This is a genomic window from Tenacibaculum sp. IB213877 (genome assembly GCF_034043975.1).
GTDB lineage: Bacteria > Bacteroidota > Bacteroidia > Flavobacteriales > Flavobacteriaceae > Polaribacter.
The window spans coordinates 284,757-299,920 of record NZ_JAXCHH010000005.1 but is presented as its reverse complement, the minus strand read 5'-3'; the positions used below and the strand labels follow the sequence as shown (position 1 = coordinate 299,920).

At 32.4% G+C, this 15,164-nt stretch carries 11 protein-coding genes; 8 read left to right on the top strand and 3 right to left on the bottom strand.

What is annotated here, in order from left to right; translation table 11 throughout:
* Positions 1-156 precede the first annotated feature (156 nt).
* The 5 genes from SLH33_RS07260 (at position 157) to SLH33_RS07240 (ending at position 5,986) form a co-directional block, all read left to right on the top strand.
* Positions 157-1,491, top strand: a complete 1,335-nt coding sequence (locus SLH33_RS07260) for a DEAD/DEAH box helicase (RefSeq protein ID WP_320418420.1) — start codon at positions 157-159, stop codon at positions 1,489-1,491.
* 22 nt (positions 1,492-1,513) lie between these two features.
* Positions 1,514-2,098: a Crp/Fnr family transcriptional regulator gene (locus SLH33_RS07255; RefSeq protein ID WP_320418419.1), complete on the top strand. Its 585-nt coding sequence runs from the start codon at positions 1,514-1,516 to the stop codon at positions 2,096-2,098.
* 73 nt (positions 2,099-2,171) lie between these two features.
* Complete coding sequence (locus SLH33_RS07250) at positions 2,172-3,467, top strand: aminopeptidase P family protein (RefSeq protein WP_320418418.1); 1,296 nt, start codon at positions 2,172-2,174, stop codon at positions 3,465-3,467.
* A gap of 64 nt (positions 3,468-3,531) precedes the next feature.
* Complete coding sequence (locus tag SLH33_RS07245; protein WP_320418417.1) at positions 3,532-5,277, top strand: DUF4153 domain-containing protein; 1,746 nt, start codon at positions 3,532-3,534, stop codon at positions 5,275-5,277.
* The gene (locus tag SLH33_RS07240; RefSeq protein WP_320418416.1) at positions 5,270-5,986 is read left to right on the top strand and encodes a 3'-5' exonuclease; all 717 of its coding nucleotides are present in this window, start codon (positions 5,270-5,272) and stop codon (positions 5,984-5,986) included. Before SLH33_RS07245 ends, SLH33_RS07240 begins: the two co-directional genes overlap by 8 nt.
* Positions 5,987-6,071: 85 nt before the next feature.
* On the opposite strand, the gene SLH33_RS07235 is transcribed toward SLH33_RS07240, so the two are convergent.
* On the bottom strand, positions 6,072-7,805 hold the full coding sequence (locus tag SLH33_RS07235) for an SGNH/GDSL hydrolase family protein (protein ID WP_320418415.1): 1,734 nt from the start codon (positions 7,803-7,805) through the stop codon (positions 6,072-6,074).
* A gap of 14 nt (positions 7,806-7,819) precedes the next feature.
* Positions 7,820-10,570, bottom strand: coding sequence for a TonB-dependent receptor (locus SLH33_RS07230; protein ID WP_320418414.1), 2,751 nt, complete (start codon positions 10,568-10,570; stop codon positions 7,820-7,822).
* Positions 10,571-10,749: 179 nt separating this feature from the next.
* On the opposite strand from SLH33_RS07230, the gene SLH33_RS07225 reads away from it, so the two are divergent.
* The gene (locus SLH33_RS07225; RefSeq protein WP_320418413.1) at positions 10,750-11,682 is read left to right on the top strand and encodes a bifunctional riboflavin kinase/FAD synthetase; all 933 of its coding nucleotides are present in this window, start codon (positions 10,750-10,752) and stop codon (positions 11,680-11,682) included.
* 59 nt (positions 11,683-11,741) lie between these two features.
* Positions 11,742-13,016 carry a serine--tRNA ligase gene (gene serS, locus SLH33_RS07220; protein WP_320418412.1) on the top strand — a complete coding sequence of 425 codons (1,275 nt, stop codon included), beginning with the start codon at positions 11,742-11,744 and terminating at the stop codon, positions 13,014-13,016.
* 62 nt (positions 13,017-13,078) lie between these two features.
* Here the strand turns inward: serS and SLH33_RS07215 are convergent, their stop codons facing one another.
* Positions 13,079-13,222 carry a hypothetical protein gene (locus SLH33_RS07215; protein ID WP_320418411.1) on the bottom strand — a complete coding sequence of 48 codons (144 nt, stop codon included), beginning with the start codon at positions 13,220-13,222 and terminating at the stop codon, positions 13,079-13,081.
* 175 nt (positions 13,223-13,397) lie between these two features.
* Here SLH33_RS07215 and SLH33_RS07210 point away from each other — a divergent pair, with 175 nt between their 5' ends.
* Positions 13,398-15,122 (top strand): tetratricopeptide repeat protein, encoded by a 1,725-nt coding sequence (locus tag SLH33_RS07210; RefSeq protein ID WP_320418410.1) that lies wholly within the window; start codon positions 13,398-13,400, stop codon positions 15,120-15,122.
* Positions 15,123-15,164 lie beyond the last annotated feature (42 nt).

The window sequence follows — 15,164 nt, the reverse complement described above, 5'->3', positions numbered from 1 at the left end:
CTAGCTAGTTTAAAAACTAGACAAAAGAAAAATCATATAATAAAGAAAAGCTTCTAATCATTTAGATGCTTTCTTATTTTTAAAAGTGAGTATAAATAGCCGTACCTTTGCGCTTCAATAGAAATAAAACTTAATTTATTTCTTGGATACATATTTATGACATTTAAATCATTAGGGTTAAAAGAAGAGCTATTAAAAGCAGTTAAAGAAAAAGGATACACAACCCCATCTCCAATACAAGAAGAAGCAATCCCTGTAATATTAGAAAGAAAAGATGTGTTAGCATCTGCTCAAACAGGAACAGGAAAAACAGCCGGATTTACTTTACCTATTTTACAAATTATAACAGATACTAAAAACCCGAAATACAGACCAATTCGCGCACTAATACTAACTCCTACAAGAGAATTAGCTGCTCAGATTTACGATAATGTTAGAGATTACAGTAAGTATATCAATATAAAATCTACCGTAATATTCGGTGGTGTAAAACCCAAAGCGCAAATAGCAACTTTAAAAGGTGGTATTGATGTATTAGTTGCTACACCTGGTAGGTTATTAGATTTATATGATCAAAAAGCATTATCATTAAAAAGAGTTGATATTTTAATTTTAGATGAAGCCGATAGAATGTTAGACATGGGCTTTGTTCGTGATATTAAAAAGATAATTGGTTTTTTACCTACTCAACGACAAAACCTACTGTTTTCAGCTACTTTTTCTAAAGAAATTAAAGAATTAGCTAAAGGAATTTTAACCAATCCTGTAATGGTGGAAGCTGCACCTGAAAATACTACTGCTGAAATGGTAGCACAAAAAATGTATCAGGTTCCTAAAAGTAAAAAAGCAGCAATGATCACCCAATTAATTTCAGATGGGAATTGGAGTCAAGTACTTGTTTTCACCAGAACCAAACATGGTGCTAACAAATTAGCAGAAAAACTTAATAAAAAAGATATTTCTGCTGCCGCAATACATGGTAATAAAAGTCAAGGAGCTAGGACTAAAGCTTTAAAAGGATTTAAGGATAATACCATTCGTGTTTTGGTGGCAACAGATATTGCTGCTCGTGGTTTAGATATTCCTCTGTTACCACATGTTATCAATTACGAGTTACCAAACATTCCAGAAGATTACGTACACAGAATAGGTAGAACAGGTAGAGCTGGAGCTAGCGGAGAAGCTATTTCTTTAGTTTCTGATGAAGAATTAACATATGTTAGAAACATTGAGAAACTACTAAACCAAAAACTAGAAATTGGTGAGTTGAGAGGTTTTGATATTTCTACGGATGATGAGCCAAAGCAAAATACTCCTTCAACAAAAAAACCAAAAGAAAATAAACCTCGTCAAAAAGATTCAAAAAAGAAAAATTTTAAACCCAGAAGAAAACCCAACGAAGAAAAAGGGTCTACTCCAGTAAAAAAACACAGAGGTAGTAATTCTAAAAACAGATTTAATAGAAAACCTAAAAGAAATAAGGATAGTTAATATTTTATACTTTTAATTTTCAATGGACACGTTTAAAATCAACTTCGGCGAATATTTACAAAGCATCATCAATGATGAGAAGCTTGATGCTTTAATTCCTGAAATTTTAAATTCTTTTGAATATTTACAACTGAATAGGAACGACTATTTTGTTTCTAAAGGTGAGATATGTTCACATTTCTGTTTTATTGAAAGCGGAATTTTACAACATTCCATTGAGGTTTTAGAAGAAGAAAAAACCACGTATTTGGCTTTAAAAAATTCTTGTACTTCTGCCTTAAAAAGCTTTTTACAAAAAAGTCCGTCTCGGAAAAATATTAAAGCCTTAAGTGATTGTGATTTGTTAGTTATAAAAGTTGATGCTTTTCACCACCTTCTAAAAAACAACAAAGCTTTTCATCAGTTTTACTATAATTTAATTGAAAATCAGATTTTTTTGATTGATGATTATCGTATTGATTTACTCACGCTAACACCAGAAGAACGTTATAAAAAACTACTTGCTAACGAACCTAAATTGCTACAAGAGGTTTCTCTGCATTATTTAGCTTCTTTTTTAGGCATTTCTACCCGACACATGAGCAGGATTAGAAAAAACATAAAATAACGCCATTTGGCTTCGTAGCTAAATCATAGTTTATGTATTTTTGAGGTAGATGAATCAAAAATCATAATTCAACATGAAATACCATCCAATAAACAAAGATTTATTTATTAAAAACCGTAAAAACTTTATGGCTCAAATGAAGCCTAATAGTTTAGCTGTTTTTAACTCAAATGATATTTATCCGGTAAGTGCTGATAGTACGTTACCTTTTGAACAACATAGAGACATTTTTTTCTTAAGTGGTGTTGACCAAGAAGAAAGTGTGCTTGTGTTATTTCCAAATTGCCCAAAAGAGCATTTACAAGAAGTGTTGTTTTTACGTGAAACCAATGAGCATATTGCTGTTTGGGAAGGTGAAAAACTAACCAAAGAAAAAGCTTTTGAAACCAGCGGAATTAAATCAGTATTCTGGTTACAAGATCTAGAAAAAGTTTTAGCTGAAATGATGGCCTTGGCAGAAACTGTTTACATAAATACCAATGAACATTACCGCGCCAATGTAGAAACTGAAACTCGTGAAGCTCGTTTTACTAAGTGGTTATTGCAAAAATACCCTGCACATTCAGTAGCTAAGAGTAATCCTATTTTACAAAGATTACGTTCTGTTAAAGATCAAATTGAATTAGACTTAATTCAAACCGCTTGTGATATTACCGAAAAAGGATTCCGCAGGATTTTAAATTTTGTAAAACCAGGTGTTTGGGAATATGAAATTGAAGCCGAATTTATTCACGAATTCATTCGAAACAGATCAAAGAAATTTGCTTACACCCCAATTATTGCCAGTGGATCCAATGCAAACGTGTTACATTATATAGAAAATAACCAACAATGTAAAGCAGGAGAATTGATTTTATTAGACGTAGGTGCTGAATATGCTAATTACTCGTCAGACATGTCACGTACAATACCTGTTTCTGGTAAATTTACTGACAGACAAAAAGCAGTATATAATGCGGTTAACAGAGTAAAAGATGCAGCTACCAAAATGTTAGTTCCGGGAACTTTATGGGCAGATTATCATGTTGAAGTGGGTAAACTAATGACTTCGGAATTGTTAGGTTTAGGTTTACTAGATAAAGCTGATGTACAAAATGAAGATCCGAAATGGCCTGCATACAAAAAGTATTTTATGCACGGAACCTCACATCATATGGGGTTAGATACGCATGACTACGGATTGTTACATGAACCAGTGCAAGCCAATATGGTATTTACCGTAGAACCTGGAATTTATATTCCGGATGAAGGTTTTGGAATTCGTTTAGAAGATGATGTGGTTATTCAAGAAAAAGGAGAACCTTTTAACTTAATGCGAAACATACCAATTGAAGCCGAAGAAATTGAAGATTTAATGAACCAGTCGTAAGACTGGTTTTTTTTATGCATTTTATTTTCTGAAAAAAATTCTACCTTTATAAAAAACTGAAACTATGAAACTCATCCCTTCTTTTGGTGAAATTACCCAAAGAAGTAAGGAAGCCTTACAACGTTTTCCTATTACTTTGGCTTGGGCTGTTATTGGTACTTTATATACTTTAATTACCATTGAAAGCAAAACTTTTGACAATACGTTTTCTGGCAAAGTTATCCTCACTTTTATTTTAGGTATCAGCTGGTTAATTGCTACTCGTTTCTTTGAAGAACAATTCAAAAAAGATAAAGAATGGATATTTCTACTAACCCTTACCTTTCTATTTATATTTTTTAGTACGTTAACCACTACTAAAGACATGAATAATGTTAATATTACACGATTCATTCTCTTTTTTTTAGCTGGTCATTTACTCGTTTTTGTTTCTCCGTTTATTTTTAAATATGATAAAAATGCATATTTCAATTACTTAAAAACCATTTTTACAGCTATTGTACGAAGCTTATTCTTTTCCTTAATCTTATACCTAGGTATTATATTGGCTTTGTTGGCCATAAGGCATTTGTTTAACGTTTATTTTGACGGAAAGCGCTATTTTCAAGTATTTGTAGTTTGCATGGGTATTGTAAACACTTGGATATATCTTTCTGATTTTCCGAAGGAAATTCATAATCAAACAACAATACATTACACCAAAGCGTTAGAAGTTTTGGTAAAGTACATTTTAATTCCGTTAGTAATTTTATACCTCATCATTTTATATGCCTATAGCTTAAAAATTGTTATCAATTGGAGTTTACCTAAAGGTTGGGTATCTTATTTAGTAACTGCTTTAGCATTTTTAGGTTTTGTAATTCAGTTGTTGGTAAACCCTGTAGAAAAAACCATTAATTCTAGGGCAATTCGAAGATTTCATCCGTGGTTTTATATTTTATTACTTCCGTTATTAGTGCTTTTATTTGTAGCTATTTTTCGTAGAATATCAGAATATGGTATTACTGAGAATCGATATTTTGTAGCAGTACTAGCTTGTTATGTTTTGGCTATGACTTTGTATATGCTTATCAGTAAACATAAGCAAACACGTTTCTTTATGCTGATTTTAGCAGGTTTGATGATGCTAGTTTCCTTCGGATTTTGGGGTGCTTTTTCTGTGGCTACTAAAAGTCAGGTAAAAGAGTTTACTAAAGTATACAATGATATCAAATCGACCAATTTTACTACTACTCATAAGAAAAAGAACAGGTTGAGATCTATCATCCAATATTTAAATGACAAAAATGATATTGATAAACTAGAGCCAATTATTGGTTACAATCCTAAACATACCTTCAAAGAAGTTACTTGGTGGAGTTTAACCTCTAAATTAATGGATAGTTTGAATATTAATGTTGAAAACGAATCTAGATTAGCTGAAGAAATTAGATATTATAACTTAGATGAAATTAATGCAATTATCCATATTAAAAACTATGATTATTTAAAGCGAATGCATTTTAATCATTTTAACGATAAAAGAAATAGCATTAACGATTATACTTTTTCTTTAAAAAAGAATTCTAAGCTCATTTTAGTAAGTAAAAATGAAAATGAGGTTGGTTTTATTGATTGTACACAACTGGTTGATTCCTTAAAAAAACAAGAGCGAACCAATGCTGTTAATGAAGAGGTAATGACTGTAACAACAGCCTTTAAAAATGTTGACATCAAAATTATTTTTAAAGATGTTTCATTGGAAAAAGAAAATAATAAAGAGCATATCTATTCAGGAAGTGCTTATGTTTTAATAAAAGAGCATGATTAGTAAAAACACCCTACAAAACATTTTGTTTTTAGATATAGAAACTGTACCCCAGCATGAAGATTGGAGTGATGTCTCAAAAGAAATGCAAACGTTTTATGAACTCAAAACTCAATACCAACGAAAAGAAGAGTTTACTGCCGAAGAATTTTATCATAGGGCGGGTATTTGGGCTGAATTTGGAAAAATTGTTTGTATTTCCGTAGCTTATTTTGTTGAAAAAAATGGAAATACCCAATTACGAGTTACCTCATATGCAGGTAATGATGAAAGAAAAATTCTGCTTGATTTCAAGCAACTCATAAACAAGCATTTTAACACCCAAAAGCATTTATTATGTGCGCACAACGGTAAAGAATTTGACTTTCCATATATAGCTAGAAGAATGATTATTAATGAAATTCTTCTACCAAAAAAACTAAATCTTTTTGGTAAAAAACCTTGGGAAATACAACATTTAGACACTATGGATTTATGGAAGTTTGGTGACTATAAGCATTTTACTTCTTTAAAATTATTAACTCATATTCTTGGAATTCCATCACCAAAACAAGATATTGATGGTAGCGAAGTTGCTAATGTTTATTACAAACAAAAAAACTTACCCAGAATTGTGGAGTATTGTGAGCGTGACACTGTTGCAGTTGCACAATTATTATTAAAATTTAATAATATTCCATTAATAAAAAACGAAAACATAGTAAAGGTTTAGAAGTATAGTATATTTATGCATCTTTAATAGCAAAAAAGGCTGAGGTATAAACCCTCAGCCTTTTCACATTATGATTAAAATCTGCTTAACGTAAAGCAGGAGAATAATTCGTTGGGAAATCATCAGCTTTTGCTAATCCATTAGTAGCTTCGGTAAAATTAGTTCCAAAACCAGGAATATCAATTACTCCATCTCCATCTTCATCAATACCATCCATAGCTTCTAAAATTTTGTTTGCCATTAGAGCATAACCTCTAGAGGTTAAATGCACTCCATCCAAACTAATCAAACCACCTGTAGCTAAAGCTGTTGTAAGAGTATAATCATCAAATTTAACTCCAATAGTAGAAGCATTTTGTAAAATACCATTTAAATCTACTAAAATTACATTAGCATTAGCTGCTACTATATTTTCAATTGTCGCATTATATGCATCAGTCGCTGTTTTTACCTCTGCTTGCTCCTGTGGTGTTAACACCCATTTATCTGACAAAGGAAGCGTTATCCCTTCTGCAGAGAATTGCCCTGCTAAAGTTGCCGGTAATAATCCACCACTTTGAGTTATTAAAGCTGCTGCATGACCTTCATTTACCGTTCCTATAATACCACTACTTGGTAATACAAATAAATCAGCTGAAGTAGCTGTTCTGGCTTTTCCGTATTGTTGTCCTAATAACTGAGCAACTAACGGAGCAGCTTGTGGTGGTAAACCTAAAGACTCTACAAACGGCACAAATGTAGGACTTGCTTGGAGTCCGTCAATAATAAACTGTGTTAGATCAGTAGCATCTTCATCATAAATTACCATAGCATTTGCTTCTGTTTCAGAAAAAACGATAGAACGTTCTGGTTGTCCTGCTCCTGCATATACTTGATTAATAGCTCCAAAAACACTATTTAATAACGGTATTTGAGCTGAAAGCATTGGATCAGAAGGATCTAAAGGATTATAAGGAACTGTAGTAAAATGTGCTAAGGAGGTTATATATGGAAGGTTTCCAACTACTCCTTTAGCTCCACCAGCAGTTAAAGTGGTTACCATGCCATTAAATACACTAGCAAATACATTTGGATCTGTAATATCTGAACTGCCATAAGTAGAAGGATCAAGATTTCCTGTTTGGTTAACCCCAACACCTCCAGACAATGCATACCCTAAAACATCATTACCTCCTATTTCAGACAATGTAAAGAATGTTGGTTGCTTCATTGCTACTTCTGTTAAAACATTATTGTTTCCACTATTTCCTGGACTCATCCTTACGTAATAAGGATTTGCTGTTGGTGGAGTTTCCATTAAACCTGCTGGACTTCCATATCCATCTGCAACAAAGTGAAAACTTTTTGCCCCTGGAATTCCAAAGTTATTAAATGCTATAGCATTAGATGCAGGCATCCCTACTATAGTACTAGGAGTAGCATCTAATCTTTCTGGTCCAGGACTATCTGCTAAGGCATTAAAATATAATCTAGGTTCTAAGCCAGCTGGCACTTCACCTAATTGAGGGTTAAACATTCCTCCAATATTATCTTCCATTAAAGGTTGTGAAAACTCTCCTCCACCAGCCATAGCAAATTTAGAAGCTAAAATATTTGGAAATGAGTTTTGTTGAGCAGCTTGAAACAAAGCACCATCACTAAAACCTGCTGTAAATGAAGCTCCAACAGATACATAATTAGAAAAATCTACTCCATTTGTATTTAAGGCTACGTTTGGACCAGTAGGCTCTATGATAGGGTCTAATTCATTATTAACATCACAAGATACTACTCCTAATGAAAGTAAGAATAACCCAATATATTTATTATATCTTTTCATTTTAAATCTTTTTATTAGTTATTAATTGTCCAAGACACATAGAATTGTGAACCCACAGCACCAATACCAGGTGCACTAAAATACTCTTGACCGGTTAAATTAGACCCTCCAAATTTAAAAACAGATTTTATAGAAGGAATTTCATAATTTATTTGTGCGTCTAATACTGTTCTTGAATCTACATTTGCCTCTAAGAAGGTTGATTGCCATAAGTATTCATCTTGCCAACGAAGATTAACATTAAAACCAAAGTTTTCAAATAAATTTGGGTGACCAAATTGTAGTTTTACTTTGTGTTCTGGTGTATTAAAAGCTGGTTCAAAGTCTGGATCTGAAGTTTCATCAAAATCAAACTTAGACCAGGTATAGTTCAAACCTACTGTATATCCGTTAAATATTTTAGTATTTAATCCTAACCCAACCCCGTAAGAGCTTACATCTGCATTTGAATTAGTTCTAAAACCAAACTCTGCTAAATCTCCATTTCTTGCTGCTCTTTCAGCATCTGCATCTGGCGTACCATCAGGGTTAAAAGTTCCATATAATGGCACAGATACATCTTTAATAGAAATGAAATCTTGATAATCATTATAGTATGCGCTTAAATCTAATCCTATTTTATTTTCTCCTGTTGGAATTGCAGCACGATACCCTACTTCAAAAGAAGTTACTTTTTCTGGTTTAACTAAGTCAAAATTAGATTTTACTAAATCACTTTCATCTCCACTTCGATTATACTCATCAACAGAATTTGAAGAAAAAGATCTTTCAAAAGCATCTCTACCACTAATATCATAGGAGTTACCTGATTGGTCTTGTAGAGCAACAGAATATCTATCTAAGTTATCTGGCGCTGTTCCTAATAAATAACTTGCTCCAGTTGCTAAACCTATGTATTGATCTTGAGTAGTTGGATTTCTAAAACCTGTTTGAAAAGAAGCTCTGAAATTATGGTTTTTACTTTCACCAGCTGCATATGCTAAAGAGACACGAGGAGAAAAATTACCATCAAAGTTTTGCGCTTTATCATAACGGATAGAGGCAGTCAATTTTAATCTGTCATCCATCATTTTCTTTTGTAATTGAGAGTATAAACCATACTCATCATAAGTAATACGACCATCATAATCTGTATAGATAGTTCCAAAAGAGTTCAATCTATATTGTCTGTAAGAACCACCAAATTGAACTTCTGCCCAGTCTATATAATCACGTAAGTTTAAGTTAGCATCTGCATGATACAAGCTAGTTTGATCTCTAAATTTAGAACCTGTAACTAAATCAGGATCGTTAGTAACTTTTTCAAATGCTTGACGGAATCCTGCAGTACCAGGTAATAACCTACCACTATCTGCTTGATTTCTTGCCGCAACATGTGAACCTGTCATAAGGTACGTTGCTGCATATTCTTCAAACCATTGTTGGTCTGGTTTCCATTGTCTGTTAATGTTAATAGCAGCAAAACGTGTGTCGTAAGAATCTCCTGCATCTTCACCAGTATAATAACCTCTTACAAAGAAGTTTTTACCTCTAACCTCTAATTTATGTTGCTCCATAAAGAAATTAGCAATATTATAACGGTTTTGCCCTTGATAAATAGTATTTCCTCTACCATATTTAGTGTTCCAAATAATTTCAACTCTATCATTTCCTAAAGGTCTGTAGTGCAAAGAACCTCCAAACTTCATACTTTTAGCTTCATTACTCATTAAGTCAACTTCATTGTACCCTGTTCTACTAACTTTACCTATAGCACCACCTAAATTTACAGCAACTTCATCTCCATAAACATTTACACCGTCATACCCTGGATCATCCCCTACTTGTGGGTTCTCTGCGTTTCTAGTTCCTGGAATATATGTTCCACCAATTCCAGTAGTATTTCTGTAATCTGTAGCATGCCACTCTTCTCCTTCTAAATAAGACAATGTTGCTTTTGCAGCAAAATAATCATTAAATGTATGCGCCATACGAATGCTGGTGTCGTAAAACTCATTATCTCCAGCTGCTTCTTGGCTTGTAAGGCCTGTTTTTAACACTACACTAATCCCTTGTTCGTTAAAAGGACTTTTGCTAGTCATTAACATAATACCATTAAAAGCATTCGCTCCATATAATGCAGAAGCTGCCCCAGGTAATATTTCAACACTTTTTACATCTAATTCAGATAATCCTAATAAATTTCCTAAAGCAAAGTTAAGTGCTGGAGAAGCATTATCCATACCATCTACTAATTGCACAAAACGCTCGTTAGCAAACGATGCAAAACCACGAGTGTTTACTGATTTAAATGTTAAACTACTTGTGTTAATATCCACCCCTTTTAAATTCTCTAAACCTTCGTAAAAAGATGGAGAAGAAGTGTTTTTAATTGCTCTAGCATCAAAACGTTCAATAGTTACAGGAGATTCCATAACTCGTTCTGGTGTTCTTGATGCAGACACAACCACTTCATCTAATGCTGTTGCGTTTTCACTTAAATCAACCGTTATGTCTTGGTTGTTTTGGGTAATTTCTACTGTTTTAGTTTGGTAACCTAAAGAAGAAATTTCAATGGTAAATGGAGGTGTATCTGTAACTTCCAATATAAATTTACCATCAAAATCTGTAGTGGTTCCTACAGACTTTCTAGAAACTTTAATGTTGGCTCCTGGTAAAGGGCCTCCTAAAGATGCATCGTTAACTGTACCTGTTACGGTTGTTTGTGCAACCATAATAGTGCTCCCTAACAGTAAGAATGCAGCAATTAATAATTTTTTGATCATAATGTAAATATTTGTTAACTGAACTGCAAAATACAATTTTTTTTCATTTGTAAAATATTTGACCTATTTTTTTGATGTTCTCTCACAAACAAGCGTATTTTTTTATTAAATTAATAGTTGTTTTTTATTGTTTTAATATTAATTTTTTACTTGTAAATTTGTGCAAATTATCGTAAAGCTTGGAAATCGTCCATTCAATTTTTGACTTTATTTCTCCCCAAAAAACCTATGTTACTATTGGTACTTTTGATGGGGTACATATTGGTCATCAAAAAATAATAGAAAAATTAGTAGCAGAAGCTAAAGCAAACCAGAAAAAATCTGTACTTCTTACTTTTTTCCCGCATCCGCGCATGGTATTGCAAAAAGAGGCTAATATAGAACTTATCAATACTATTAGCGAACGCGCAGCATTGCTTGAAAAAACAGGGTTAGATTATTTAATTATTCATCCTTTTAGTAAAGAGTTTTCGCGACTTACAGCTTTGGATTTTGTAAGAGATATACTAGTGAATAAGTTAAATACCTCAAAATTAATTATTGGTTACGATCATCATTTTGGTAAGAACAGAGAAGGAAATATTGAGCAGCTAACAGAATATTCACTATTATATGATTTCATTGTAGAGGAAATTCCTGCCCAAGATATTGATAGTGTTGCTGTGAGTTCTACCAAAATTAGAAGAGCTTTAGCTGGAGGTGAATTAAAAACAGCTAATAAATATTTAGGATATAACTTTTCTTTAAAAGGAAAAGTGGTCAATGGAAAACAACTAGGAGGTAAAATAGGTTTTCCAACTGCTAATATTGATGTAGAAGAGGAATACAAGCTCATTCCTAAAACAGGAGTGTATGTTGTGAAATCTACCATCCATAACCAAGAAGTTTTTGGTATGATGAATATTGGAAATAGACCAACTGTTGATGGGAATCATCAAACTATAGAAGTTCATTTCTTTGATTTTGAAGAAGATTTGTACGGAGACATACTCAATATTGAACTCATTTATTTTTTGAGAGATGAACAAAAATTTGACTCGATTAATGAATTAATTAATCAGTTAAAAAAAGACGAGCAAACTTCTAGAGATTATATAAAGAATAATCTATAAGTACACGTTGCTAAATTCTTACGCTTCACGTATCTTTGCTACCTTAAAATTTAAAAAAGATGTTACAAGTTCAGTTTATTCGAGACAACAAACAGACTGTTTTGAAAGGATTAGCAAAACGTAATTTTGCTGATGCCGAAGCAATTATTGATGATGTGTTAAAAGCAGATGAAACACGTAGAGAAACTCAAGTGTTGTTAGACAATGTGTTATCTGAATCGAATAAAATATCCAAAGAAATTGGAAATCTTTTTAAATCGGGTGAAGTTCAAAAAGCCAACTTGTTAAAAGAAAAAACAGGTCAGTTAAAAGAACAATCAAAAGAATTAACTGAAAAATTGAATGAAGCTGCAGATAAACTTCAAGAATTATTATATCAAATTCCAAATATTCCTCACGCATCAGTAGTTGCCGGTAAAAATGAAGAAGACAATGAAGAGGTATTTAGAGAAGGTGTGATTCCAAATTTAGGTGAAAAAGCCTTACCTCACTGGGAATTAGCAAAAAAGTATGATATCATTGATTTTGATTTAGGCGCAAAAATTACGGGTGCCGGTTTTCCTGTATATAAAGGAAAAGGAGCTCGTTTACAACGTGCTTTAATCAACTATTTTCTAGATAAAAACACAGCAGCAGGGTATAAAGAGGTTCAAGTACCACATTTGGTAAATGAAGCTTCTGGATTTGGTACCGGTCAGTTACCAGACAAAGAAGGTCAAATGTATCATGTTACGGGTGATGATTTGTACTTGATTCCAACAGCAGAAGTACCTGTTACTAATTTGTTTAGAGGAGAATTGGTGCAAGAAAGTGATTTACCAATTACGTTAACAGGGTATACACCATGTTTTCGTCGTGAAGCAGGTAGCTACGGAGCTCATGTAAGAGGTTTAAATCGTTTGCATCAATTTGATAAAGTAGAAATTGTTCGTGTTGAACATCCTGATAACTCGTACGAAGCGTTAAACGGAATGGTAGAACATATCAAAGAAATTTTACGCGAGTTAAAATTACCGTATAGAATTTTACGCTTATGCGGTGGAGATACCGGATTTACTTCGGCTTTAACTTTCGATTTTGAAGTGTTTTCAACGGCTCAAGACCGTTGGTTGGAAATTAGTTCAGCCTCTAATTTTGAAACTTATCAAGCTAACAGATTAAAACTTCGTTTTAAGAATAAAGAAGGTAAAAATGAATTGGCACATACGCTTAACGGAAGCTCTCTAGCTTTACCAAGAGTATTAGCAGGAATTTTAGAGAACTATCAAACAGAAGACGGGATTAACATTCCAGAAGTATTAGTTCCTTACTGCGGATTTGATAAGATAAATTAATAAAGTTTGGTGTTTCAGTAGTCAGTTGCGCGCTAACTGACTGCTGGATTTCCCCCTTTATATTAGTTGGCAATTACTGCCGTCATTAATCTTTTATACTTGTTCATTTCTAATAAAGCTTCAAAATATTGCGTTATTAGTCCTGCTTTCATAAATTCGTTTGCATTTCTTTTTGCAGTCTCGTATTGTTTAGTTAAGTTTTTCATAATTCAAAAATTTGTTTAGTTTTCTTTCTATTAAGACAAAGTTCATGCCAAATTGTTACAACTAATTTTAGAAAACGAACGGATTTAATAATAATTTAACAAATTTCTTCGCTATTTTTGATTGATGAAAAAGCAAATATTCATACTTATTTTACTGATAAACAATATGTTTTCCATGGCGCAAAGTAATGATTTTGTGTTGGCAGAAAATTATTTTAGAAATGGTGAATTTGAAAAAGCTTCATTGTTTTATCAACGTTTGTCAGAAAAAAGCCCGTATAACAATGTTTATTTAAAAAGATTAATTGCTTGCTATCAAGAATTAGGTGCCTTTCCAAAAGCAGAAAATTTATTGCTATCAAAATTAAAACAACAGCCTAATCTTTCTTTTTTGAATGTATTAGTAGGCTATAATTTTGAGCGTCAACAACAAATAGAAAAAGCTACAGAATATTACAATAAAGCCATTAATAGTATAGATGAAAAACCAAGCTATGCAGCCACCATTGCAGGATTGTTTAAAGAATATAGTAAGTTAGATTATGCAATTGAAGCTTATCAAAAAGCATCAGCGGGAAATAAAAATTCGAATTACGGATTTCAAATAGCACAGATTTATGGTGAAAAAGGTGATTTTGACCAGATGTTTAATGAATACATCAATTTTTTAGATCAAAATGAAAATCAGTTAAATACCGTAAAACGATTTACTGCTCGTTATATTTCTGACGATAGTGAAGATGAAAACAACATTTTGTTCAAAAAAGCTTTATTGCGTAAATCTGCTAGCAATCCAAAAGAAGAATGGAATGATTTATTAAGTTGGTTGTTTACAAAGCAAAAAGAATATAGTAAAGCTTTTATTCAAGAAAAGGCATTGTATGCTAGAAATGCTGATAATTTAGCTGGAGTAAATCAACTAGGGCAAATTGCTTTTATGAATAAAGATTACCAAGCAGCAAAACAATGCTTTGATTTTGTTATAGACAAAACAAGTTATCCGAGAGATAAATTCAATGCAATACACATGAATTTATTGATTGATGTTGAAACAAAAAATCCTAATGTTGAGCAACAATTTCAAGACCTTTTCACTGAATACGGTATAAATAACAATACATTTTCTATTCAGATGGCGTATGCCGATTTTTTGACCTTTGATAAAAATCAGCCTAAAAAAGCAAAAGAAGTTTTAGAGCAGGCATTGCCTTTTGCAACTTCTAACTATCAAAAAGGAAAAGCTAAAATAAAACTGGCCGATGTATTGGTTTATCAAGGTCTTTACAATAAAGCATTGATTTATTATACACAGGTTCAAAATCAGTTTCAAAACCATTCATTGGCACAAGAAGCTCGTTTTAAAGTAGCACAAACTTCCTATTTTAAAAACGATTTTAAATGGGCAAAAGCTCAGTTGAAAGTATTAAAAAAATCAGCAAGCCAACTTATTGCTAATGATGCTGCAGAATTATTCTTAACCATTTCAGATAATGAACCTAAAGATAGCTTACCCAACGGACTGCAACAATACGCCAAAGCCGATTTGTTAGCTTTTCAAAATAAAAACGACGAAGCTATAGCTATTTTAGATCAAGTTTTGGTAGATTTTAAAGGGCAATCAATTGAAGATGAAGCGTTGTTCAAACTAGGAAAAATCTATACTAAAAAGAAGATCTTTAATGAAGCGATTTCAAATTATGAAAAAATCCTAACGTTAGACAAAGAAGGCATATATGTTGATGATGTTTTATATTATATGGCAGAATTGTATAAAAACGAATTAAATCAACCAGAAAAAGCCTCAGAATACTACCAAAAGATTATTTTTGAGCATCCATCTAGTATTTATTTGGTAGATGCCAGAAAAAAATACCGAAAATTAAGGGGAGACAATATTTAATTAATCAATGTAACAATACTTCATTGTTGCATTTCTTCATTC